The organism is Novosphingobium sp. THN1, assembly GCF_003454795.1.
Lineage (GTDB): Bacteria > Pseudomonadota > Alphaproteobacteria > Sphingomonadales > Sphingomonadaceae > Novosphingobium.
In genome coordinates this window covers 324,918-348,028 of the sequence record NZ_CP028347.1, presented here as the reverse complement: position 1 = coordinate 348,028, position 23,111 = coordinate 324,918, and the positions used below count along the sequence as shown (strand labels likewise).

21 protein-coding genes, 1 tRNA gene and 2 pseudogenes are annotated in these 23,111 nt (G+C 58.5%); 7 read left to right on the top strand and 17 right to left on the bottom strand.

All coding sequences use genetic code 11. The features are described 5' to 3' along the window. Positions 1–10: 10 nt before the first annotated feature. The 3 genes from C7W88_RS23295 to C7W88_RS23285 form a co-directional block, all read right to left on the bottom strand. Complete coding sequence (locus C7W88_RS23295) at positions 11–277, bottom strand: GcrA family cell cycle regulator (protein ID WP_240344961.1); 267 nt, start codon at positions 275–277, stop codon at positions 11–13. Positions 278–1,995: 1,718 nt separating this feature from the next. Then, positions 1,996–2,706 (bottom strand): hypothetical protein, encoded by a 711-nt coding sequence (locus tag C7W88_RS23290; RefSeq protein ID WP_240344762.1) that lies wholly within the window; start codon positions 2,704–2,706, stop codon positions 1,996–1,998. Between the two features lie 112 nt (positions 2,707–2,818). Beyond that, a complete protein-coding gene (locus C7W88_RS23285; RefSeq protein WP_240344761.1) occupies positions 2,819–2,983 on the bottom strand; it encodes a hypothetical protein in 165 nt (54 codons plus the stop codon). Here C7W88_RS23285 and C7W88_RS23280 point away from each other — a divergent pair. Beyond that, positions 2,972–3,469: a hypothetical protein gene (locus tag C7W88_RS23280; protein WP_240344760.1), complete on the top strand. Its 498-nt coding sequence runs from the start codon at positions 2,972–2,974 to the stop codon at positions 3,467–3,469. The two genes, C7W88_RS23285 and C7W88_RS23280, sit on opposite strands and share 12 nt — an antisense overlap. A 223-nt stretch (positions 3,470–3,692) precedes the next feature. On the opposite strand, the gene C7W88_RS01750 is transcribed toward C7W88_RS23280, so the two are convergent. Both C7W88_RS01750 and C7W88_RS01745 read right to left on the bottom strand, forming a co-directional pair. Then, a complete protein-coding gene (locus C7W88_RS01750) occupies positions 3,693–5,693 on the bottom strand; it encodes an SNF2-related protein (RefSeq protein ID WP_240344759.1) in 2,001 nt (666 codons plus the stop codon). 356 nt (positions 5,694–6,049) lie between these two features. Then, positions 6,050–6,445 carry a hypothetical protein gene (locus C7W88_RS01745; RefSeq protein WP_162895860.1) on the bottom strand — a complete coding sequence of 132 codons (396 nt, stop codon included), beginning with the start codon at positions 6,443–6,445 and terminating at the stop codon, positions 6,050–6,052. Between the two features lie 229 nt (positions 6,446–6,674). Here C7W88_RS01745 and C7W88_RS01740 point away from each other — a divergent pair, with 229 nt between their 5' ends. Further along, positions 6,675–7,286, top strand: coding sequence for an IS5 family transposase (locus tag C7W88_RS01740; protein WP_118072282.1), 612 nt, complete (start codon positions 6,675–6,677; stop codon positions 7,284–7,286). A gap of 247 nt (positions 7,287–7,533) precedes the next feature. Here the strand turns inward: C7W88_RS01740 and C7W88_RS22460 are convergent, their stop codons facing one another. The 4 genes and pseudogenes from C7W88_RS22460 to C7W88_RS01730 all read right to left on the bottom strand — a co-directional run bounded on the left by C7W88_RS22460 (position 7,534) and on the right by C7W88_RS01730 (position 10,982). After that, positions 7,534–7,953: a hypothetical protein gene (locus C7W88_RS22460; RefSeq protein WP_162895858.1), complete on the bottom strand. Its 420-nt coding sequence runs from the start codon at positions 7,951–7,953 to the stop codon at positions 7,534–7,536. Between the two features lie 541 nt (positions 7,954–8,494). Continuing rightward, positions 8,495–8,926 (bottom strand): hypothetical protein, encoded by a 432-nt coding sequence (locus C7W88_RS22455; protein ID WP_162895857.1) that lies wholly within the window; start codon positions 8,924–8,926, stop codon positions 8,495–8,497. Between the two features lie 26 nt (positions 8,927–8,952). Beyond that, positions 8,953–9,911 (bottom strand): annotated as a pseudogene (locus C7W88_RS24570) (IS5 family transposase). Between the two features lie 342 nt (positions 9,912–10,253). After that, positions 10,254–10,982, bottom strand: a complete 729-nt coding sequence (locus C7W88_RS01730) for a hypothetical protein (protein WP_118072281.1) — start codon at positions 10,980–10,982, stop codon at positions 10,254–10,256. A 133-nt stretch (positions 10,983–11,115) separates the two neighbouring features. Here C7W88_RS01730 and C7W88_RS01725 point away from each other — a divergent pair, with 133 nt between their 5' ends. Further along, positions 11,116–11,820 (top strand): hypothetical protein, encoded by a 705-nt coding sequence (locus C7W88_RS01725; protein WP_118072280.1) that lies wholly within the window; start codon positions 11,116–11,118, stop codon positions 11,818–11,820. Next, positions 11,817–12,989, top strand: coding sequence for a hypothetical protein (locus C7W88_RS01720; protein WP_118072279.1), 1,173 nt, complete (start codon positions 11,817–11,819; stop codon positions 12,987–12,989). Before C7W88_RS01725 ends, C7W88_RS01720 begins: the two co-directional genes overlap by 4 nt. Before the next feature lie 207 nt (positions 12,990–13,196). Here the strand turns inward: C7W88_RS01720 and C7W88_RS01715 are convergent. From C7W88_RS01715 to C7W88_RS22445, 5 genes and pseudogenes are all read right to left on the bottom strand, one after another. Beyond that, positions 13,197–14,734, bottom strand: a pseudogene (locus C7W88_RS01715) (IS66 family transposase). A gap of 31 nt (positions 14,735–14,765) precedes the next feature. Then, positions 14,766–15,092 carry an IS66 family insertion sequence element accessory protein TnpB gene (gene tnpB / locus C7W88_RS01710; RefSeq protein ID WP_205525234.1) on the bottom strand — a complete coding sequence of 109 codons (327 nt, stop codon included), beginning with the start codon at positions 15,090–15,092 and terminating at the stop codon, positions 14,766–14,768. Positions 15,093–15,118: 26 nt separating this feature from the next. Beyond that, entirely contained in the window at positions 15,119–15,574 is a 456-nt protein-coding gene (locus C7W88_RS01705) for a transposase (protein ID WP_084281529.1), read from the bottom strand. Positions 15,575–15,678: 104 nt separating this feature from the next. Then, entirely contained in the window at positions 15,679–16,083 is a 405-nt protein-coding gene (locus C7W88_RS01700) for a hypothetical protein (protein ID WP_118072278.1), read from the bottom strand. After that, positions 16,080–16,415, bottom strand: a complete 336-nt coding sequence (locus tag C7W88_RS22445) for a hypothetical protein (protein WP_162895856.1) — start codon at positions 16,413–16,415, stop codon at positions 16,080–16,082. The genes C7W88_RS01700 and C7W88_RS22445 overlap by 4 nt, the downstream gene beginning before the upstream one ends. A gap of 246 nt (positions 16,416–16,661) precedes the next feature. On the opposite strand from C7W88_RS22445, the gene C7W88_RS01695 reads away from it, so the two are divergent. From C7W88_RS01695 to C7W88_RS01685, 3 genes are all read left to right on the top strand, one after another. Further along, on the top strand, positions 16,662–17,291 hold the full coding sequence (locus tag C7W88_RS01695) for a hypothetical protein (protein ID WP_162895855.1): 630 nt from the start codon (positions 16,662–16,664) through the stop codon (positions 17,289–17,291). A 449-nt stretch (positions 17,292–17,740) separates the two neighbouring features. Further along, positions 17,741–18,022 (top strand): hypothetical protein, encoded by a 282-nt coding sequence (locus tag C7W88_RS01690; RefSeq protein WP_118072276.1) that lies wholly within the window; start codon positions 17,741–17,743, stop codon positions 18,020–18,022. After that, positions 18,015–20,507: an AAA family ATPase gene (locus C7W88_RS01685; RefSeq protein ID WP_118072275.1), complete on the top strand. Its 2,493-nt coding sequence runs from the start codon at positions 18,015–18,017 to the stop codon at positions 20,505–20,507. The genes C7W88_RS01690 and C7W88_RS01685 overlap by 8 nt, the downstream gene beginning before the upstream one ends. A 354-nt stretch (positions 20,508–20,861) precedes the next feature. Here the strand turns inward: C7W88_RS01685 and C7W88_RS01680 are convergent, their stop codons facing one another. From C7W88_RS01680 to yghU, 3 genes are all read right to left on the bottom strand, one after another. Next, positions 20,862–21,779 carry a hypothetical protein gene (locus tag C7W88_RS01680; RefSeq protein WP_162895854.1) on the bottom strand — a complete coding sequence of 306 codons (918 nt, stop codon included), beginning with the start codon at positions 21,777–21,779 and terminating at the stop codon, positions 20,862–20,864. 268 nt (positions 21,780–22,047) lie between these two features. Then, positions 22,048–22,122 (bottom strand) — tRNA-Gln (locus C7W88_RS01675). Positions 22,123–22,212: 90 nt separating this feature from the next. Beyond that, on the bottom strand, positions 22,213–23,079 hold the full coding sequence (gene yghU / locus C7W88_RS01670) for a glutathione-dependent disulfide-bond oxidoreductase (RefSeq protein WP_118072273.1): 867 nt from the start codon (positions 23,077–23,079) through the stop codon (positions 22,213–22,215). Positions 23,080–23,111 lie beyond the last annotated feature (32 nt).

The following is a 23,111-nucleotide window of genomic DNA, read 5'->3' as shown; positions in this document are numbered from 1 at the left end:
GCTGCTTTCGTTACTGTGCTTGCGGGGCGCTGTCTTGCCCGGCTGAATCTTGTCCACGACGGGGAAGCCCCAGCCGCCACACACGCGCCATAACGACGTTGCGCGTGGTTCCCAATTCCTCTGCGATCCGGTCCGCCGCAAAGCCTGCCTTCCAGTGCCGCTTGAGATAATCCTGCCTCTCGCTGGTCCAATCGAAGGGCGCGGGAGCCGCGGATGGCCTTTGCACGGAGGGGGCACCGTCCACCGCCGCTTTGCGTTCGATCGCAGCGATCTTCATGTTCGCCCGACTGATCTGCTCCATCAGCTTGTCACGCTTGGAACGATAGACATTGAGGCGGTTAGGCCCATCCTCCACGCTCGTCCCGCCGCGCTCATGATCCCGCAACTCCTGTTTCAGCGCATCGCGGCGGGTGATGAGCTGTGCGAGGTCTTCAGGGATTGGCGGTGTGGGGCGCGGTGCCTGAGCTTCTCGGGCGGGCGAAAGGCCGAATTTAGGTGTTGGGAGTTCGCGGACTCTGGCTGGCTCCACTGGCTTCGCCTCAGCGACAGCAGGGAGCTTCGCCAGTTGCTCGTTGGCGACTTCCAGCTCCGTCTCGAGGGGGGCAAGCCGGTCACGCACCGCGTGCCAAGCTTTGCTCCAGGCAGGCAGCTTCGCCTCCTGTTCCTGCAAATCGGCGATCTGCGCCTCGATACTGGCCTTGCGGCGCAGGAGCTTGGCGCGGGGATCGGTCGGCAGGGGCGGCAGCACCACGATTGGTGTAGGCTCTGGTGAAGGGATGACTTGGGGCTCTTGCGCCTCGGGCCTTGCTGCAGGCTTTGCCACCGGAGTGGGAATCGAGGAAACGCCAAGCCGCTGGTTGATCAGGTGCAGCTCGTCCTGCGCCTTCTTCAGCAGGTCCTGCACTTCGAACCATGGCTGTGTCCACGGCGAGTGGCTGGCCTTGAGCGCCTCGAGATCGAGCACCCGCGCATCGAGGTTGGCCTTCTTGCGAAGCCAGATCTTGCGGAGGCTGGGCAGCGCTGTTTGCTGTTTCGGTGACGGTGACGGTGACGGTGACGGTGCCAGTGCCGGTGCCGGTTCAGGTGTTGGCGCTTGGGAAGGCGCAGGCGAAAGGGTTGGTCCCGATGGTGGGCATGCAAGGGGGGCGGCGGCGATCGACGGAGCTGGCACAGTCTGTGGTTGGGCGCGTGGCTCCGGTAGAGCGGGTGTGGGAGTCTGTTGATCTTTATTGTTCGTGGGATCCGCAGTCGGTCGGGCCAACGCCGCTCTGCGATGCTCCAAGTCTCTCCGCTCTGCGAGATTCGTGGCAAATTTCGGCGAGCCTGGCCGGAGTTTTTCGCCCTCCTTGACGACGAGGGCCAGTTGCTGGACGAGGTGATCCCGCTCGGAACTTTGGCCCGAAGCAGGGCGCTTTGGCATCGGAACAATCTTGCGAAGGGAAGGCCGTGGCCCCCCAGTGCGAATTGAGTCCATCTCGGCGTCTAACTCGGCAAGCGACGCGCTGTAGTGACTACGCCGCTCTTCTAACGGGCCACGGATTGCCTCGGTCATTTCGCGGGATGCAAGTCGGGCAACGAGGCGGTCTAGACGCCGCTGGACCTTGTCACGTAGCGCTTGCAGGCGAGCAAGCTCATCGAGCGCAGCCGGTGTGAGCTTGGGGAAGGGCGGTTTGGTTGGGGAAGTCGGAGGAATCTCCGGCGCGGTCTTTTCTGGCTGTAGCTCGTTGACAACCGTCACATTGTCCGAGGTCGGCTTGCGCTCCTTCAGCTTGGTCAGGAAATCCTGACCGAATACTGGCGCCGTTGATTTTGGCAGTTGCTTAAGAGCGTCTTGCTCAGCGGCAGCCTTACGTGCGCTTTTCGAAGGCGTCTGAGCCAATCCCGTCATGATCGCTTGGACCTTCACCGGGTCCGCGCGCGCCGGAAGTTTGTCAGCATTGATCGATCTGTCTTTGCCCGCAGCTCGTGCCTTCTTGGGGAGATCGCGGGCTTTTGCTACCACTGGTTCCGCTGGCTTTTCCTCACGGGCACGTTGCGCTTCATGTTCACGCTTGACGCGCTGCTCCGCAAGCTTGCGGATATCGCCTGCGTGCTTTTGTTTGAGACTGATGCCCCACCATGGATCCACAGATTTTGGATCTGGCTGCTAGCATGGCGCGCGCGCCAATTGATGGTAAACAACGGCTCGACTTCGATCAGGGCGTCAGTGTCCTCCCACAACATTTCCTCGGCAGCATCAGCTCTGCGACGTTGAAGTGCGCGCTCGGCCAGCAAGTTTGCTGTCGCCAACTCATGATCAGTCTCAATGTCGGTCATGAGATTTGAAAGGGCCAGCCGCTCCTCAGGAGATTCACACATCAGACGGCGGCGGCGAAGTTCCGACAATTCGCGATCAAGCCGACGATCCGAGGCTCTCAATCGCGCGTCGATGGCTTCGATCTGCCGCTGCGCCTGCTCCTCCATACCAGCGAGATCACGGTTCATCATGCGCTGAAATCGGGCATAGAGATCGCCTTCCCGCTCGCACATAAGGTCATCGAGAAGTTCGGGTGGCTCGATTGCGCTTTCGGTCAGGTTCTTCCACCCACAACGTGCGAGCGTTTCCGCTTTGAAGGGCAGGATTATGTTCTCGTTCTCGTCACACGCCACGATGAGCTTCGCCGAGAGTAGGTGATGCTCGTTCTGAATGGTGCCGCGCGCTGCCATGAGCCAACCCTCACGGCCGCGGAAACTGGCGACGTGGTAATAGGGACCTTCGTAGGTCCTTAGATCGAATTCGAGGCAGAGAGGGGCCTGTCCGAACTCGGGGAACATAGTGTCAGGCAGCCTCCGCCATGTCGCTTGTGGTTGCGCCGTTGCGCACGGTCCAGCGGACGGTGAAGAGGACATCCATCTCGGGCTCGCAATTCAGCAGCGCGGCCATCTCGTCGAGCCGCTCGTTCACGTCCTTGCGAGCGGCTTTCATGATTTCATGCTGACGCATGAAGAGATCGTCGCGCTCTTCCTGTTTGGCCGATGTTTCGCGCAGGACCTTCATGCGATCCTGCATCGACAGCAGAGGGGAGAGCTTTGCCTTGTTCAGATCGCGTATCTCTTCGTCGAGATCGGCAAGCTTGGCCTGGATCTCGATTTGCTGGTCCTTGGCATAGCGATTGAGGCGATCCTCTTCGGCCAGCAGCCAATTGAAGTTCTCGGTCTTCTGGCGATGCGAGAATTGTCCGAATGCCTCGGCTACTTCTTGGCCAAGCCGTTCCTCGGGAGCCGCATTGGTCGCTTCGCCCTCCTCGACGGCGGGAGCGAAGAAGAGTCCATCTGCGACCCCCGATGGGATGACTGTGCCGTCGTCGGCAATTGCGACGACGATGATCTCTTCCTTCGGTGCCCCTTAACCGGCATTCGCGCCCGAATGACCCGTAGCCATCCACTCTGCCCGTCAAGATTGAAGACACCGCCCAGACGGCCTGTGTAGGGATAGGCTGCAGGATCGAAGGTCATCGCGATAGGGGTGCCAGCAAATGACTTCGTCCTGGCCTGTTCGATCAGCTCGGCCCCAAGCCCGTCACTGATGCGGAAGAATTGCCAGTCATGTTCGTCGGCCTCCTTCCACTGGGTCGACCAGCGCTTGCCGGCATGCTCGAACACAGTTGCGTCCTCGGTGGCAAAACGTGCGTCAGAAAGCGTCCCTTTGGCGACTATGAGCAGGCGCCGTTCAAGCTCGGGTATGATGTTCGCAATCGCTTCGCCGCGCCGCTGAAGCTTCTGCACGACGACAGCGTCCATGTTCTCGAGCACCTTGGCTCGTGCATCCTGGATTGCCTCGTCGATGCTTCCTTGGATCTTCGCGGTGAGTTCGTCGAACTCCCGGTCCGCTTCTTCCGCGCTGCGACAGCGCTGCACGATGTCGAGAACCTCGCGCTCGAAGTCGATGCCATCGGCGAGAATGCCAAGCACATCGTCAGACGCACCGAAAACCCCTCGAACAGGTGCAGCTTGTTCTGGAGCAGCTCGAGAATGCGCTCTTCGGTGCGGTTCTTGAGGTTCAGCATGTTGACTACTGTGACGTCGACAAGCTGACCGTAACGGTGACAGCGACCAATGCGCTGTTCAACGCGCTGGGGGTTCCAAGGCAGGTCGAAATTGACCAGCAGGGAGCAGAATTGCAGGTTTATGCCCTCAGCGCCGCTTTCGGTGGCGATAAGGATCGTCTTGTCATCACTGCGGAAGGCATCGACCAAGGCAGCCTTCATATCGGCCGTTCTGGAACCGGATACCCGGTCGGTGCCGGCATGCTCGTCCCGCCATGCCTGGTAGATCGCGCGGCTTTCGGGATCCGCATTGCTTCCGTTCAGGAGCACTATCTGACCATCGTAACCGTTGTCGGACAGGAGCCCATGGAGATACCGTTGCGTGCGAACGCTCTCGGTGAAGATCACTGCTTTCCGCTTGCCGCCTTTGGCTTGGATCTCGTCAAGCACCAGCGGCAGGTTCTGAACGAGTTTCTCCCCCTTGGCATTTGCGCCGATCGACAACGCGAGATCTCGCATCTGTTCGACATATTCGATCTCGTTAGCGAGCTGGACAGGGTCGATCCGTTCCTCATCGTCACCGTCGTCAGGCTCGACGTTTTCGAATTCCTCGGAGAAGGTGTCTTCGAAGTCGTCGGTCATGTCCGCCGAGGCCCGCTCCTTGGCCCGGAGGCGGTCGAGCAATGTCGTCAGATATTGCGCTACTGCGAACGTCGATGAACCAAGCTGTTTACGAGCTTGGAGAACGACCAGATGATTGATGCGTCCACCGTAGGCTATTGTTGTGGCATCCTGCAGATACTCGGACAGCATCTCGTAAAGTTCGGCCTCGGTGTCGAACGGCTCAAATGTGAACGTCGTGGCATGACGCTGCCGGAAATTGATGTGCCCGGCCTCTTGCACCTGTCGGCGCAGCGTTCGGTGACAGATAGACTGCAGGCGCTCACGCAGGATCTGCTGTGCGGCAGGTGTAGCATTGGCTCCCGTGAATTGCGCCTTGAAGGCATTTGTGCCGCCAAAGTGTGTTTCATCAATGATGGAAACCAAACCATAAAGCTCCATCAGGGAGTTCTGCAGGGGTGTGGCCGTCAGTAGAATTTTGAAGCTGTCGGATAGAGCTTCCTTGATTGCTTTTGCGCCTTTGGCCCCCGCCTTGCTCCAGACGTTCCGCATCCGATGGGCCTCGTCACAGATGACGAGGTCCCATCTTGCTCTCCGAAGATCGTCGGCCTTTCGGGCAGCAAATTCGTAAGATACGATCTTCACAAGGCCGTCATCTTCGAACGGTCTTCTGCGACCGCCCTTGACGAGATCGTTGTAGGTTTTGCTTTCGAGAATTTCACTGCGAATGCCGAACTTTTCATAGAGCTCAAGGCTCCACTGTTTGCGCAGTGAAGCTGGCACAATCAAAAGTATCCTGCGCCGATGCTCAGCCCAGCGCTGTGAGATCACCAAGCCAGCTTCAATGGTCTTGCCCAAGCCCACCTCATCGGCAAGCAGAACACCTTTCGAAAATGGTGACTGCAAAGCAAAGAGCGCAGCATCAACTTGGTGTGGGTTCATCTCGACCCGGGCCGAGGACAGCGACCTGGAAAACGCATCTTCGTCGGCTCCCGCAGTAGTCAGCCGGTGAGCCTGATAATGAGCATGTAACGAACTATACGTCATGTGAAGCCATGGTTCTTTTTCGTGAGCTTGCGCATCAAAGATTACCTTCTACCCGCTTAAGACGTGATCGTAATGAGTCGACAACGCGTTGCCTCCCCTGTCGGTGACTTGCCGCACATCTTGCAAGTTTTCTCCGAAAATGGTTTCAACTCTGCAGTCCAGCTTAGCCTAAAATCTGATGCCCATGACTGACTCGTCCACCGCTTGAACTGGCCGTAATGGTGGCAAGGACATTGCATTGGTGGTCTCAATCCTCGGTATACCTCAGAAATTTTGCCCCGGCGTATAGGCAGCACCCGGATGCTAAGCTGAGCGGCCGGCTAGGACTTGTCGGTCCACACCAGCCGAGCTTTGACTCATCTGATGATTTTGCGGACGTCGATACCAAAGGGGTCGTTGAACTCCCATCGACCTTGTCCCTCCCAAGCCCAGCCTTTCTGCTGGTTGTCTAGGATTTCGCACAACCCCTTGTGCTGATCAAAATCCTTCGGGTTCCATCTCGTAACGGCATACTCAATGACTGGCACATGCCCGAAGCCGCGATTGAGGCATGCGATGAAGTAGTCCGCGGCACGGTCTCGCGACTCTGCAACCGCGGTAAATGGCTCGACGAGATTGATGTCGGAAATCGTGAAGAGTTTCATGCTATTACTCGCTTCGTTGTTGATGCGATTGTTATAAAATGAATGATCAATGGAAGCGGGTGGGAAATCGATATTGGCTGATTTCCCAAACGCATGGATTGTAGCCACGGTGGTGTCGGTCTTGTTAAATTCGAGCCCAAGTCGTCATTGCTACAATGGAATGGTAACCAGAACTCTGCATTCGGGTCATTACGAGCTGCTTGCTCCAGGGCTATGATGGTGGCTCGTGCACAATTAACACGGATACGAGCGGTCGTTTCCGTATATCCCGCCAACCAACCTTTCAGAGCCAAATGCCGAGAAATCTGCGTAGGTGTAGCTTTTACAGGAATGACCTGTGCCTTGTGCTCGACTATTACGGCCCTTCGACGACGGTCTACAATCGCTGGAGCCGGTGGTGCCGCCCAAGCATCTGGCTCCGTATCCTGGCGGCGCTGACCGAGGAAGGCTGGATCGCGGAGACCGGCCAGAGCGACAGCAGCTACATCAAAGTCCACCGCAGCGCCGGTGGTGCAAAAAGGGGGGGCGGGCCAATGCCATTGGCATTTCGTGTGGCGGCAGGACAACGAAGATCAACGCGCTCGTCGATGTCCTCGGGCGACCACTCCGCTTCGTCCTGACGCCTGGCAACACGTCGGATGTGAAAGGGGCTGACCTACTGATCGGCAAAACCGTCGGAATGGAACGGGTGATTGCCGACCGGGGCTACGACGCCAACCGCAACTGGGCTGCCTTGCGCGAGCAGGGCACAATCCCCGTGATCCCCGGTCGACGCAACCGTAAGTGCCCGATCCAGTATGACGCACGTCGATCCAAAAACCGTTGGCGGGGCGAGGCCATGTTCTGCCGCCTCAAGGATTCCCGCCGTATCGCAACCCGCTACGACAAGCTCGCCAGAAACTTCCTGTCAGCCGTAAGCCTCGCTGCCGCCGTGGCCTTCTGGGCGTGATTGGGTCTCAACGCTAACCCGGCGTCAGGCAGAGATCTCCATCTTCCAGTCTATTAACAGACTATAAAATACCCGGAGCCGGCACTCAAATCTGGGCAGCATCAGTCCGCTCGCATTCGAAGTCAAGGTGGCTTATTGAGATGGGTAACCGGCAAAAAACCTTTAAAAGTCCACTGGATTGGCTTCATCCACATAGTCTCAATCCGACTATCGCCTTGCCCTTTTTTGACGACTTCTAGAGATTTACTTAAAATATCCATTCAGATCGACAATGACCGCAAAGAGCCTTTGTCTTTTTTTCTTTGGCGGAAAGGCCCGTAGCGAGCAAAGAAACACCTCCGGTCAGCAATGCACCTGTGGCTTTTGCCCCGCTGATTCCCTGCTTCTTAGACACAGATTGCGTGTGAACTTTGCCCTTAGTTGCGCAGTGAGGACAGATCAAAGCAGGGTTGATCGGTCCGTGGAAAATTTCGTCTGAGGCGAGCTGACGAGCCGCCTTTCTTGCAGGGGCATTTCTTCTCCGCCTTCTCCTTTCCGATCTCTCCGACGCAATTTGCTTTTGTGCCTGTTTCAATACCTTCAGTCGCTCTTGCTCCGCCAACTGCTCTGGTGTTGGTGGAAAGAAATGACCATAAATGAGCAATAATACAAAAGTGGACAGTATCACGCCCAAAATCCATAAAACGGTGTGCACTCTTTTCTCCTTGTTTTGGATATGAGCTTAGAGCTAGCAAAAATCCCATTTATTGAACAAATCAATGCCATTGATTGGACGAAACATGAATTGGAGGGATAGTTAGACCGCAAAATCAGCAAAGCATATGACTCTGCAGTGACTTATAGCGCCATGATCCGAACTGCCAGTCCGAAGAACTCTATCTGATGCTACCCCGCATCGTTCGGTCTGAGGTTTTCCCAGAAAACTCACATCTAACTTTCTTGGGCAATCGAAATATCGCCGTCGGAAAATCCTGAACCAAGATAAACTCTAGCGCTGCCCAAGGCTAGTGACGTTGATCGCTATCCTGCATTTTGATCACAATGTTGCAGTGGCAGCGCCGCTCGTTCCGACCATCGTCGCCTCCTGTCATCAAGATTAGGATTGAAGGTGTCCAGAAATCTAGGGGCTACTCAAACAGCCCGCTATCTGAACCGCGTCCGCGTCAAACTGGAAGGGGCCGGCTCACAGCGGCGAGCCGGCCCCTTCATCAATGCTGATCTTGGTTTTGGCGCAATCCCAAGTTGGCGGCGGCAAGCTCGGCGAGCTGCTCGTCGCGATCGATCAGTTGCTCGTGCGCATCGTTCAGAGCGCAAACGAGGTCGCGCTTGGTGTGCCGTAACATCCTGACCAAAGCCCGATCCGCTATGACGATCCTGCTTCTGGGCCTTTCCGTGGCATGAGCATGATAGAGCACTATGGTTTCCGGGTTGCGCAAGATCGTGGACGTTGCAACAGGCTTGGCCGCAGGATCGAGGAGTTGCGTCTCCCGATGGATCGTTGCAAGCGTAACGGGCATTTTTTTGTCAAGAAGACTGAAAATGGCACCTCGGACGCGAGCAACGGTCGACGCACTGCGAGTTTCTGCCGAGCGGTCCAATGCGTCCACCGAACGTCGCGACACTTTGACCGTGCGCTTCACCCCTTAGTGCCTGATTCAGAAGTTTCTCAATTCCAGCAATATCTTGCGGTTCGGCGCGTGAGCATTCGGATTGAAGCTATGAGTGCCCATGCGGTTGAAGACGCGATGGACTTTTCCCAGTCCTTGGCAAGGCGTCGGCAGCGGCCAAGCCATGCGAAGGTTCGCTCTACAACCCATCGGCGTGGTAGCACCTCGAAGCCCTTGGCTTTGTCGGAACGCTTGATGATCTGGATTGTCCACCTGCCCATGCCGACGAGAGCGGATCGTAGTTTGTCGCCGGCATAGCCGCCATCAGCGAACACATGGCGCAGCCAGGGGAACCGCGTGCGAACAGCGGCCAGCACATCGACAGCACCGTCGCGATCCTGAATGTCGGCGGTGTGGACGAGAATCAAGATCAGGAAGCCGCAGGTGTCTGTCAGGATGTGCCGCTTGCGGCCTTTGACCTTCTTGCCAGCGTCAAAGCCCGTAATTCCGCCACTTTCAGTGGTCTTCACCGACTGGCTATCGATCACTCCAGCACTCGGCGAGGCTTCGCGTCCTTCGATTCCCCGCAAGTTCATAACCAGCACGGTGTTGATGGCTTCAAACAGACCGGCATCGCGCCAGGCGTAGCGCATGCTCTTCCGGTCAGCGCCTATCACACGACACGCCCGCCGCTCACTCATCCCCAGGAATGCCTGGAGACGTGCGACCGCCTCTCGCTTGGCAGCGGGCGTCACCAATTTTTTGCGAGAAGATCCTTCAGGCCAGCGTTGTCCAGCATGGCCTCGGCCAGCAGCCGCTTCAGCTTGGCGTTCTCGTCCTCGAGCGCCCTCAGCCGCTTCGCGTCCGACACCTCCAGGCCGCCATACTTGGCCTTCCAGTTGTAGATCGTCGCTTCCGACACACCGTGCCGCCGGGCCAGGTCAGCGGTCTTCGCACCCGCCTCCGCTTCCTTCAGCACGCCAATGATCTGCTCTTCCGTGAACCTCGTTCGCTTCATCTGTCCGTCCTTCCAATGGCCGGACTCTAATCAAGCTTGGAGGAAAATCAGGGGGTCACGTCACAGGCGACGAAACTGCTCCACGCCTACAGTCGCCACCTCAACGGGTGGGACGCCCAGTTTGGGGCAGCCGTCGAAATCTCAGCGTGGCTTTTGCACGGAAATAAGATCACGCTCCGAGATGAAATGTTTGCAGGCAAGTCCGGCATTGCCCACTGTTGCGAAGATGGCATCTGGCGCGTTTTCCCGCCTAGCTTGGTCCCGCGTTCTGAATCTGGCAACACAGCAGGCCGAGGATTTTTGCCGAAGCCGGACTGATGAGACCCAAGGCGGGTCCAGAGCCTAACCACCTTCATTCTCGTCCCCGATCCGAGCTGCGACGTGTGCCCGCAATGCAGTAAGCCTCGATTTTCTTTCAGATCGACGTCGTTCGACCTCTTTTGCCGATGCCTCGCCCAAACTTACCAGATCGTTGGACAATCCTTCGGCAAGGTTTCGCCGCTCCTGCGGAGTTCCATCGATCCAGAGCGCACTGACTTCGGCCACCAAAGCTGGAACATTGCGGGTAACCATTGCGGCCAGATCTATCAGCCGGACGTCGAGTTCATCTTCGTTTGCGAGCCGGAGCAACGCTGCACAGCTTCTGCGGGCCGAGTTAAGCTCTCTGTTTGCGCCGACCAGCTGTTCCGCTTTTGCCCATGCCGCTTGGACGACAGGATCGGATTCCAATGGCCGATCGCCTTCGTCAGCGAGTTCTGGCTGTCGCGGGTCATTAGCGGCGCAACTTGATGTCGTCGGGGAGGGGTGGTCCTTTACCGCACCAGTTTGGTGCAAGAGTGCGTTCGCCACCGTCAGAAACAGCAGCAACCCCGCCGCTGCACCGGCAATCTCCGGCGCTGGATACCCCGCTTGGTTTGCGGCGTAACTCACGGCAAGGGCCGTCCCGACTCCTAATGCGGCGGCGCAGGTCACTTTGATGGCTATAAGCACAAGGGCAGCGATCAACGGAGCCAGAGCTCGGCCCAGAATGATCATCAGAAGTCCGGCAATGATCCAGGCAATGACGGTCATTCGATGCACCTCAGGACTGAACGCTCGCACCAGCTCTACATCGTTTTCGGTCCGTTGGCTTCTTCGTGGTGGACAGCACCCGTTTCTCCGTCCATTCCCCGAGCACGGAAGATTAGTGGGGGATTCCAGCGCGATGCTTGACTGGCAAGCTGCACTAGAGCGGCAAGCACTTGCTGAGTGGCGTGACCGCCAAGTTCTGGCTGCCTACCACCTGCTTAACAACCTTGCCGACGAAGCGCGCAGCAGGTTCGAGTCCAGCCTTGATCAGGCAAGCCTCAAAGACAGCGTATGGGACCCGGCAAATTTTGCGGATCACCGCATCGATGCTTTGATGTGTGAGGCTGTGCCGAGCGCACTGGAGCGCCTGTTGCAATCCGCTGGCCGCGAGCTCGCGGCCATTTCGCCGACCTTCGAGCCCTATGGCAACGCGCTCTCAGCAAGCACGGGATTTGATTTTCCAATTGCTGCCGTAAGCGAGGATCAGGCGCACGTGAACCGCGATCTTGTCGGCGGTTCGGGTTCGTCGGATGGTTCGACGGCCGAAGTCTCCCAATCCGAAGCCTCTACCTCGAGCAGTTGGTCACTAGGGAATCTCACGCTTGTCCGGAAGGTCAGCGAGCTCGGGGAAATGGCGGCAAATGCTGTTTGGGAAGCAGGGGTCGCCGCTGAGCGAACTTTGCAGACGCGTGCCGGCCTGTATGAGCGCCTGCGTTCTGCGGCTGCTGTTCGGATCGGCACGAGATGGATGGGCAGCGCTGGAGACCCTCGACCGGTTCTCGCGCAAGTGACCGATCTGATCGATAGCGTCTGCGGTGAAGCAAGGGCAAGTATTCAATGAGCATTATACAGACGGCCGGGCGATACGCGCTTAAGCACGCGTCCAAGGAAGTGATCACGTTCATTCAGACCGGGAAGGTCGGGCCGTTCGGATCAATGCTCCGAGACATGTCCACGGGGAAGGTTGTCGGCTACATGCAGGAGACGCGCGCCATGGCGGCGCTCGTCGCCTTGGCAAATCCTGCAACGGCGCCCGTCGCCGCCGCCTATCTCGGCGTAACCGCGGTGCAAAAAACATTCGACACCAGCCGGACCGCACACCGGATCGAAGATGCCGTAGCGGCGCTAGGACAGAGCTCCAATCGAGTAGAGGCAAGCTTAGGGCGAGTGGAAGGCGGCATCGCCCGCATTGAAGACAAGCTCGAGCCCATGTCGGGCGGCATTGATCATCTCCGCAGCGGCGTGGACGTGCTGAATGACATGGGTATTGCCAATTTGGCCCTCGGAGCAGCTGGTATCGGTGTGTCGATGGCCGGCTTCGCCATGGTATCAGCCAAGATCGATGGGGTTAGGCGTGCCGTCGATGACGTGGCCAATTTGATTCACGCAGTGAGTGCGCAGATCGAGGAGGTCCGCCGTGACATCATCGAGACTGATTTCTCCGCTCTAAAAACGATCGCCGAGCAGATGGACGAGGCTTGGTTGTTGACCGATGCGGGTCGCGCCGAGCGTCAGTGGCACGACGTGGCTCGCGAGGCGCACCGGCTTCAAAACAGGTTTGCTGGACGCGCCGAATATCTGCTTGCGGGCCCGGATGGATACGCGCCGGCGGATCCGATGCTGGACGCTTTCGCGCTTGCGTCGGGTCTGCGCTTCTCTGCTCTCGCGGCCTGCAATGAAACTGCGGCGAGCAGCGAAGCAGCTCGCGATGCATCGCGCACGCTACAGAATCTTACAGGACGACTCGGCCTCGCCGATCTCGCCCGACAAGAGGTTGAGGCCAAAGCGGTCGAGCCGGGCAGTCAGGCTTGGTCGCTCGAGCTTACCAGTGCCAGCGAAAGAGCCCGACCCGTTGCGCGCAAATTGCGCGACCGAGAAGCGGCACTCGCAACCCGGCCGGCACCGCTTCTCGCGATCGAAGCACAGGGCATCTCGCCCCGTGACTGGTTGCGCAGTGCGCAGGAGGAAACCGAGGCGCCGGTTCTATTCATGCCGGCGTCGGAGGGCTGAGGCTTAGGCGTTTCGGCGTTCTCGCGGAGAAGACTTCCCGGCGCTGACATGTCGTCCGAATGCCTCGCTTCGGCAGCGGCACCTCCTAACGCCTCGGTATAACCGACGGAATCCAGCACCGGCGGATCGGCGGCACCCCGTTCAATGAAAGCTCGGCGCTCTAGGACTTCTCGATCCTGGGGCACCGAGCGTGAGTAAGCGCTGTTTTCAGCCCACGTGGGCGTGCGGCAGGAGCTCGTCGATCCGCGATGCGGGGTGGCCATTGGCGAGACTGGTGAGCGTCGAGGTCAGCCATGTGTGCGGGTTGATGCCTGTGAGCTTGCAGTTCTCGATGAGCGTGGCGATCACCGCCCAGTTGTCGCCGCCCTCGTCGGAGCCAGCGAACAGGGCGTTCTTGCGGTTGAGAGCTAGCGGGCGGATGGCGCGCTCGACGGCGTTGTTGTCGAGATCGATGCGCCCATCATCGAGGAAGCGGATGAGCCCGTCCCAGCGGGGCAGCGTATAGCGGATCGCCTCTCCAAGGCGGCTCTTGGCGCTGACCTGCCGGCCGCGTGCTTCGAGGAACCTGTAGAGGTCGTCGACGATCGGGCGGCTGCGCTGGTCGCGGGCGTCGCGGCGCTCGTCAGCGGATAGGCCGCGGATCTCGTCCTCGATAGCGTAGAGCGAGGCAATGCGGCGCAGCACGTCGGCTGCTACCGGCGAGCTCTCGGCCAGCTCGTAGAACTTGCGGCGCACGTGCGCCCAGCAGAACGCGAGGCGGATCTGCTGATGACGCCGGGCAAGCGCGGCATAGGCACCATAGCCGTCGACCTGCAAGATGCCGGCAAAGCCGTGCAGGTGCGCTTCGGGTCGCTCGGTCTTGCGATCACCGGCGTAGACATAGGCGACCATCGGCGGATCACTGCCCCCCATGGCCGATCATCGCAGGCATAGGCCCAGATCTGACCGGTCTTGGTCTTCTTGCGCCCCGGCTCGAGCACGGGCGCGGGGGTCTCGTCGGCGAACAATCGCTCGGATCGTCGCAGTCTCTCGAGGATATGATCGCGCAAGGGACGCAGATACCAGGCCGCCCTTCCGACCCAGTCGGCAAGGGTCGAGCGATCCAGCTGGATACTCTGCCGGGCATAGATCTGCGCCTGACGGTAGAGCGGCAGGTGATCGGCATACTTGGACACGAGCACCTGCGCGATCAGCGCTTCGGTGGGGATGCCGCCTTCGACGATCCGTGCCGGTGCCGGAGCCTGGACGACCGTGCTCTCGCACGAGCGGCAGCCATAGCGCGGGCGCCGGGTGACCAGCACGCGGAAGGTGGTGGGAACGACATCGAGGCGTTCGGCCACATCCTCACCGATCTGGTGGAGCGCGCCGCCGCAGCAGGGGCAGGCCTTCTCCTCGACATCGATGATCTGCTCGATCCGCTCAAGATGGGCGGGCAACGATCCGCGGTTGGTCTTGCGGGGGCGTTCGCCCCTGGCCTTGGGCAGCGCGGCATCAGTTGCGGCATGCACGCTGCCGAGTGCCGTCTCGATATCCTCAAGCGCAAGCTCGAACTGATCGGGATCGAGCTGCTCGGACTTGCGGCCGAACCGATGCCGCTGGAAGGCCTCGAGGATCGCCTGCAGCCGCTCGATCCGAGCATCTGCCTTGCTCTTGGCATCGGTGAGATCGGCCAGTGTGCGAGCCTGCTCGAGGACGAGCGCGCGCAGCGCATCAACGTCATCGGGAAGGTCCGCTTCCATCAGCATGTGTAGGTTGAATCAGTCTGCGCCTACCCCGTCAAGCGGCAATCCGGGGCGCGATAGGACGGCGCCCGCCGTGCACGCGGCGCCAGTCCAGCCCCTCCAGCAAAGCACCCAGTTGGGCGGCTGTGAGGCGCATCACGCCTTCCTGGATCCGGGGCCATCGGAAGCTGCCTTGCTCCAGCCTCTTGGCCATCAGGCAGAGGCCTGTTCCGTCCCACCAGATGAGCTTGATCCGGTCCGCGCGCTTGGCGCGGAACACATAGATCACGCCGGAATACGGCTTGCCGCCATACTCGGCCGCCACCAGCGCCGCGAGCGAGTCCGCTCCCTTCCTGAAGTCCACGGGCTTCGTCGCCACCATCACCTTGGCGCCAGGCGCTGGGCCGATCATCGCGAAGCTCGAAGGGCGGTGATCACAGCGGATATCGTATCGGGATCGGCACTGCTGCCGATCCTGACCAGCGCACCCGCTACCTCGACCTCGATCGCGCCAGCCCTGGCGCTCCTGCGCCGCGATGCCGGCTTGCTCGCCACAATCGAAGGCGATGGCTCTTGCTCCTCGAGAACCGCCGGAACGAACATGGGAGTCTCGCGAGACGGGGCAGGCAGCGCGATACCGCGCCCCTCCATCTCCTTGCGGAGCAAACGACGCCACGTGAAGAGCTGGGATGCCGACATGCCATGACGACGGGCCACTGCGCTCACGCTCTGCTTGCCGGAATAGCTCTCCGCAACGATCGAGGCCTTCACCTCCGGCGGCCAGTCCCGCCGCTTTCCAGCGCCGGTGAAAACCTCGAAGCGCCGCACACCGCTGCTACCAGCATCATCACATGACATCGTCATAGCACCAGCCCCTCGACAATCAGGGCGCGGACACTCGGCGCTCCGTATCACCCGCGCAAGGTGGGCTCAGGACATCGCTTACGAGCGTGATATCACCCCACGATTTAGCGGACGTCGATGTCATAGGGGTTGGCGAACTCCCACCGCTCACGTCCCTCCCAAGTCCACACTGTTCCTGGCTGCCCGAGAACTTCCCGCAACCCTTTATGGTCGTCGATGTTTTTGGGGTTCCACAGGGTCACGGCATATTCGATCACCGGCACGTGCCCGAAGCCGCGATTGAGGCATGCGATGAAGTAGTCCGCGGCACGGTCTCGTGACTCTGCAACCACGGTAAATGGCTCGACGAGATTGATGTCGGAAATCTTGAAAAGTTTCATGCTGTTACTCGCTTCGTTGTTGATGCGAGTGTTATAAATTGAATGATCAATGGAAACGGGTGGGAAATCGAGGTGGGCTGTCTTGCCAAGCGCATGGGTCATAGCCAAGGTGGTGTTGGTCTCGTTCAACTCGAGCCGGCATCGTCATTGCTAAAATGGAATGGCAGCCAGAACTCTGCATTCGGGTCATTACGAGCTGCTTGCTCCAGAGCTATGATGGTGGCTCGTGCGCGATTGACACGTATCCGAGCGGTGTTTTCCGTATACCCCGCCAACCAACCTTTCATAGCCAAATGCCGAGAAATCCGCGTCGGAGTAGCTTTGCCAGGACCGAGCTGCGCCTCAAGCTCGACTATTGCTGTCCAAATATTGGCCGCGAAAGCATGCCAATGCCCCCATATTTTCGCAGCCAATGTGGTCCGCCGTTCGAAGTCCAATAATTCAGCTCCGGTCTGTTCCATGCCCAACGGATTGCATCCCAGCTGCCGCGTTTCATACGTTCGACATCTAAAGCATGAAGAAAGTCGGGCGCCAGCTCTGCTGGCTGTCTTTGAGCACGCTGGCGTGCGCGTTGCGCCGCTTTGTTTCGTTGCCACCGGATCTGCTTTTTTGTTCTCTCAGCTGGTTGGCTCAAGATGATGCCTCAAGGAAAACGCGGACGCGATTCTGTAACGAAAGCCAAAGTGTTTTAGAGGAAAACGTGGTTATTGGGTTCGGCTCCTCGCATCATCTTAAAGGAGCCTATTGGAAGGCTAAATGCCAAGACCATCCATTCTACATCTTTTCCGGCTGCACGTGCCGCAGCCAATGCCGTCGCAACACTGCATTTCGGCGTTGTTGTTCAGCAAGTTAGTATTGAAGACGTCCCCGATGACTCCGATGTCTGGCTTCCGTGGGCTGCTATTTGCGCCTGCTCCTCGTGCATGAGAAATCTGTCCGAGGAGGATGTGGACGACTGGTATACCGTCTGCGTCCTTGCTTCTGAGATTGCCGCTCTTCGTGCATCTGGACGGACACGGATGAAGATGTGGCCAGGAATTGCTGCTGAGGGTGAGAAACTGGCGTCCCTGCTGATAACGGAAGTTTTTGACCCTCGCGAACCACTGGCAGAGCTTTCGAGATGGTTGAAGGAGCAACTGTCCAACCCGCCGCAGAGCTCGGAAATCTTCGGTGCGACTGCTGAAGTCAAGAGGCTGTGGAGGGTGGCGTGGGACATCGTATGCACATACGCCAAGGAAATCGAGGAACTGACCAACATATTGGCCACCGAAGGGTTTCTGGATTTTGGTGAACTGCGGCTTTGGTGGAACGGGGTCAATGCTCTCGAGGACGCTTAGATCGCGTCCAGTGTTTGGAAGCCATGAGCAGATTTGTCTATCTGGTCTCCACAGTCTGTCTTCTTATCTGGTCGGTGCGGTAGATTGGATGCCGCACCGATCGGTGCTAGACTTTGTGCCGGTTCGTTGAACCAGCAAAGCAGGGTGCTCTCGTCGAACAGCTTGTAGATGGGTTACGATGAGAGGCGCGATCCGAAGAGGCAGTCGATCACATGATGCGGCGTTCCGCTTCCGGCAGCTACCGACCAGCAGGTATGCGCTTCATCTCGACCATTCAGTATCAAATAGCCGATGCCCAGAAGCTGCCATCCTTTCATGCGCGTTGCCAACAACATTATAGCTGCCGCCCACCGCAGTTACTTAGATACCCTGGCCCCGTCGCATGTTATGCCGGTCCTTGGCTTACAGCGCGGTCCTAAGAAAACTAGCTGATCAATGAAGGGGGGAAGATGCCGGAGGATGACCAACAAGTTGCACTGGCAGAGGCAATCGCCGATGGTGTGGAGCAGGTTACGACGCCAGAGGTTGAGACCCCGGAAACCTTCCTCACCAAGCTCGCGGAAACGCTGAAAGGGTCCCAGGGTGTTGACGCGGATCTCGCCAGCATTCTCACCGATAATCTCCTGACCGTGGGGCTGCACGCCAATGCGGTGGCCAACGCCAAGGCTGCCATCGTCGAGCTTGCCGCCAAACGCGCTGCACTAGAGGAAGAGGCGGTCGCCAATGGCTGATCCCACCCGATTTCATTCGCTGACCCTTGAAGGTTTCCGGGCCTATCTCCAGCCCAAGACGTTCGATTTCAGCAAGAAGCCGTCCCTTGCGATTTTTGCGCCGAACGGAAGTGGCAAATCGAGCGTGATCGATGCGCTTGAATTTCTGTTCTCCGAGCACGGCACGCTAGAGCGTCTCGGCCAGCGCTCGCTTAACAATCAGGCGGGACCAGTTGCCCTCGGACATACCGGTGCGCAGGCGGCAGGCATCGCGCCCACCGTGAAGTTCGCCACCGTCACCAAAAAAGTGGTCGCAGAGGGCCATCGTGCCGCAGCCGGCAATGACCGGCCTATTCATGCGACAGCCGTCGCCATGCAAAGGGCGTTCGTCGTCTCTCCGATTGTGCGCGGCTACACCCTGCGAACATTCGTCGAGACCCATAAACCCGAGACCCGCTACGCCGACATCGCCGGATGGCTGCAACTGACGCCGCTCGTCGAAGTGCAGAAAAATCTGCGCGCGCTCCGCAAGGACGTGAAGGCAGCTTCCGAGAGTCAGGTCGAGCTGACGCGGTTGGATGGCGAAGTCTGTAAACAGACCGCCCAAGCCCTTCAGAAATGGGACGACGCGGCAGTGCTGGCGCATATCAACGCAGCGGTGGTCGCACCGCTTGATGACACGCTGACATTCGCGGTCCTAGCTACATCGGATAGCGCCTACGCCGAAGTTGAGAAGCGGGTCGAGGCCGAGGAAAACAGGATCGGGCTTGCTGGCTTGAAACAGGTGCGAGCGACCGCCGCTGCCCTTTGGCTGGAGACGAAGCCCGAAAATGACGGCGATCCGGTTGTATCCGGTGCGATCCCGTCATTCGGCGTGGCGTTGGCGGAACTGGTCGATGCGAAGGCCTTGGAAGTAGATGAGCGGGACAAGGCATCCGGCACGGTGTTCAGGGCAGTTTGGAAGGAAGCTGAAGCGCTATTTGCGGATGATGGCACCGCACTCGAAGCTTGCCCGGTATGTGAGACGCCGATCGATCAAACGCAGGCCGGCAGTGTTACCGGCATTCGGGATCTCCTCGTCGAGCATCTCGACGATTTGAAGACCTACGGTGATGCGAAGACTGCGCTTGATGACGCCAACAAGGCTGCGACGACTGCCCACAACCGATTGCTGGTCCGACTGCCCGCCCTTATTGAGCACCTGGCTGACGATGATGGAACCGGGATCAAGTCCCAGCTGATCGCCTATCAGGCTGGCATAGCCGGATGGCCGGCAGCCGAAGCTCCCGACGCGGCTGAAGTTATCCCAAAGATTGCCGCGCTGATCGCGGACCTGGATCAGCAGATTTTGGATATCGAGGCCAAGCAGGGCGACCACACTTGGGTGAAGGCGAAAGCCAAGATCGACTCCTTGCTCGAGCTACAGGAGGAAATCGGCTTGGCGGTGAGAACCTCCCAAGAGCTTGGGAAGCTCCATGAAGCGTTGACTGCCCAGGCGAAACAAATCTCGGATGCTATTCGCGCAAAGGTGCAGTCGCTGCTCGACCTGCTCCAGGTGCCGATGAACGAGATCTATCAGGAAATTCAAGGCGCAGGAGCGAAACCGATAAGGCTCGAATTGCCGGGCGAAGAGGACACGACCCAGCACAAGATGCAGCTGGTCATCGACTTTGCTGAGAATCGGAACGGCGTCCCACCCGGTGGATATCTTAGTGACTCACAGATTCATTCGGTTGCGCTGGCATTGCGGCTCGCGGCAATCAAGCGCTTCAACATCGGCGCGCCGGTGATTGCGCTCGATGATATCGTCACGTCCTACGATGCAGACCACCGCCGCGCGATCGGTGCGCTGATCGCGAAGATGTTCGCTGACTTCCAGATCATTTTGGTCACCCACGACGAGCGCTTCTTCAACTATCTTAAAGACCAGCTCGCTGCAAAGAATTGGAGCTTCACGCGGATCATCGGTCTCGACCCGGCCTATGGTCCGCGGTTTGCCGACCACCGTGTGACGGACGAAATGATCGAGGCGCGCTGGGACGCAGGCGAGTCTGCAGCAAACGAGATGAGGCAGGCCGAGGAGGAATGGCTTCTCGGTCTTGCGCGCGGCTTTGGTGTGGATGTGCGCATCCGGGCGCTCGAGCGCGCTTTTTCCTACGAGCGGTCGGAATTGGCACTTGCGATCGGTGCATTTCTTAAGAGGATCGGCCTCGCGCCGGCGGACGTGCCCGGCGTCAACAACCGCTTTATTAACAGCCTCGTTAATGGCACGGTCGAGAACTTCGGGAGCCATTTTCAGGAAGGCCCCTATGGTGACGGGTCGATCGGCGACGAGAAGACGCGCTGGGCCGAATTCATGGCGTTCCGTAGCCAATTTGCTTGTAGCGGCTGCGGACGGACAAAATATCAGCGGCCTTTTCCACTAAACAAGCCGGTGTGCGCCCATGGTGGGTGTGAAACGCAATTTGCGTTCTCCGCTGCCGCAACTGCTTCCGAGACTGCGTGATTTTCCTGACCGCCCCTCCCCGGGGGGCGATTTGAAAAGACAGCCATTCGATTAAAGGTTGAGAGCTGGACCGATCGGTGGCAGCGTTCGACCGGTCCGCGCCACGAGCCGCCAGTCCGCGACAAGCCAACTATGCTCATCCATGGACTACTCCATTGCAACCGCGAACGTTCGCTTCAACCGAAACCTGCCGCTCCGGCGTGCGATTGCGACTGGCGGGTTTGTCCCAGACCAATTCTTTCCGCCATTTCCAATAGAGTGATGAAGGAACGGTGGGAAGGGGCATGCAAACCCAACGCTGGCATGTCTGGATTCAGATTGTGATCCCTGCCAGCTTCTCGACCACCACGTTCGTCAACTCTCATCACGCATGAACGACCAAAGCTCACGTGCCAATGCCGTCCCTTCTTTCGTGACGAAGATTCGCTTGTCCCGAAGACGCTGATCCAGCCTGAGCACGTTCTTCGTGATGTAAGAGGCCCACCGACCAGCCGTATTATTGGCGGGATCACCTGCGTCGTAGATCGGTTTGAACTGCACAGGGTCACCTGCCTTTGCTGCATATCCTGCAGCGGCACGGCCTTTCGGATGATCAGCGAACTTCCGTGAGAACATGACCTTGAGTCTCGTTGCCACATGTGGATCCTCGGTTTGGACGAAGCCATGGATGTGTAAGCCGACCGAGCCGTATCCGCGTCGCCCTTTTCCTTCGATGACGTATGTCAGTGGAAGCTTGCTCAGCCCTTCTTCTGCCAAACCGTTCGAGATGAGTTTAAAAATTCGTTCGGATGGGTTGCAGCCATTAGCGCTCCATTTGCTTTCAAGGTCTGGCCGGATTTTCGCGGTGAAGGAGTAGCCACCGAAAATGAGAGTCGCGCGAAGTAGGAGATGAAGCTTGAGATACTGACCAACGTTTCTCCAAGGATTGAGATGTTCCTCACCCAGGTTGGTATAATCCCTGTATTGTTCAAAATCAGCCCATACTGACAAAGGGTCAGGAGGGTATCTCCCTGAGCCCATGAGACTCGCGCGAATCTGAGCATCTCTCGCAGTGAGTTGAACAACTTCATGCTCTCGTTCTGCTTGCTCTCTAATTGCCTGATTCAGCTTTCTCACGCCCAATTTTGCTGGATTTTTGGACGATAGGTTTGAGCGCCGATAAGTCTTGAGCTTGTTAGTTGAAGGCATCGAAATGGCGGCCTGACCTGCGGCTGATTTTAGTGCAGAGCAGCTAACGCAGGACGGCACAAAAGGGAAGTTTTTGTCGGCCACAGCCTACGTGAATGACGCTTCGGCAAAACGCATACCCATCTTAAATCTGATCAAGCCACGCGCGCCTGAAGCAATTTTGGACTGGAGCCGTGCATGAGCGATTCGGACGAATGCAGCAAGCTGGTGAGTCGCAGATGGGATATGGTCTTACTGTCTTCAACACCCTATCGCTCACTCACCGGGAGATGCATGAGTGCTACAGAAGGTGCTACAGCGAGGTGCTACAACTCTTGGCTCAAAACCCCTATTTTTCGGGGTTTTTGAACTCTGGCTGGGGCGGCAGGATTCGAACCTGCGAATGCCGGTACCAAAAACCGGTGCCTTACCACTTGGCGACGCCCCAACAGGAGGCGCGCTTATAGCGCGGTCAGGCCATATGCCAAGAGGGCTTGAAAGGGGTAAGCGGGAAGGTCCGCCCACCCCTTCTAGTTCGTCAGAAGCCCTTGACGATGCTCTGCAGTTTTTCAGGGGGCAGGGCGTCGAAGTCGCTCGCGTCGTGGCGTTCCGCAAGGCCCTTTTGCGAGTTTACCAGCCGCCCACGCAGAACGCCGGGGCGTGCGTCGATTTCTGCGACCCAACGTCCCACGTGCTCATATTCGTGCATGGACAGGAAGGTTGCAGCTTCGCCATAGGCCTCGCCCCGGTAGATGTTGCCGAACCAGGTGTAGGTGGCGAGATCGGCGATGGTGTAATCGTCACCGGCGAGATAGCGGGTCTTGGCAAGCTGGCGATTGGCGACGTCGAACAGGCGTTTGGTCTCCATCGCATAGCGATCGATGGCGTATTCTATCTTGATTGGCGCATAGTTGTAGAAGTGGCCGAAGCCTCCCCCGATGAAGGGCGCCGAGCCGACCTGCCAGAAGAGCCAGGACAGGCATTCGGCACGCGCCTGACCGGATGTCGGCAAGAGGACGCCAAACTTCTCAGCCAGGTGCATGAGGATCGCACCCGATTCGAAAACCCGGAAAGGTTCCGGTCCGGACCGGTCGACCATCGCCGGAATCTTGGAGTTCGGGTTGATGTCGACAAAGCCCGTCGTGAACTGGTCACCATCGAAGATCTTGATCAGCCAAGCGTCGTATTCCGCTTCGGAGAAGCCCATATGGAGGAGTTCTTCCAGCATGATGGTGGCTTTCTGCCCGTTGGGTGTGCCGAGCGAGTAGACCTGAAAGGGGTGCTTGCCGATCGGCAGGTCACGCTCGCTGGTGGGGCCTGCAATCGGGCGATTGACGCTGGCGAAGGCGCCTCCATTCGCCTTGTCCCACGTCCAGACCTTTGGCGGAACGTACTCTTCTGACATCAGGAGCTCCTTCGAAATTTGTTAGTATTGCA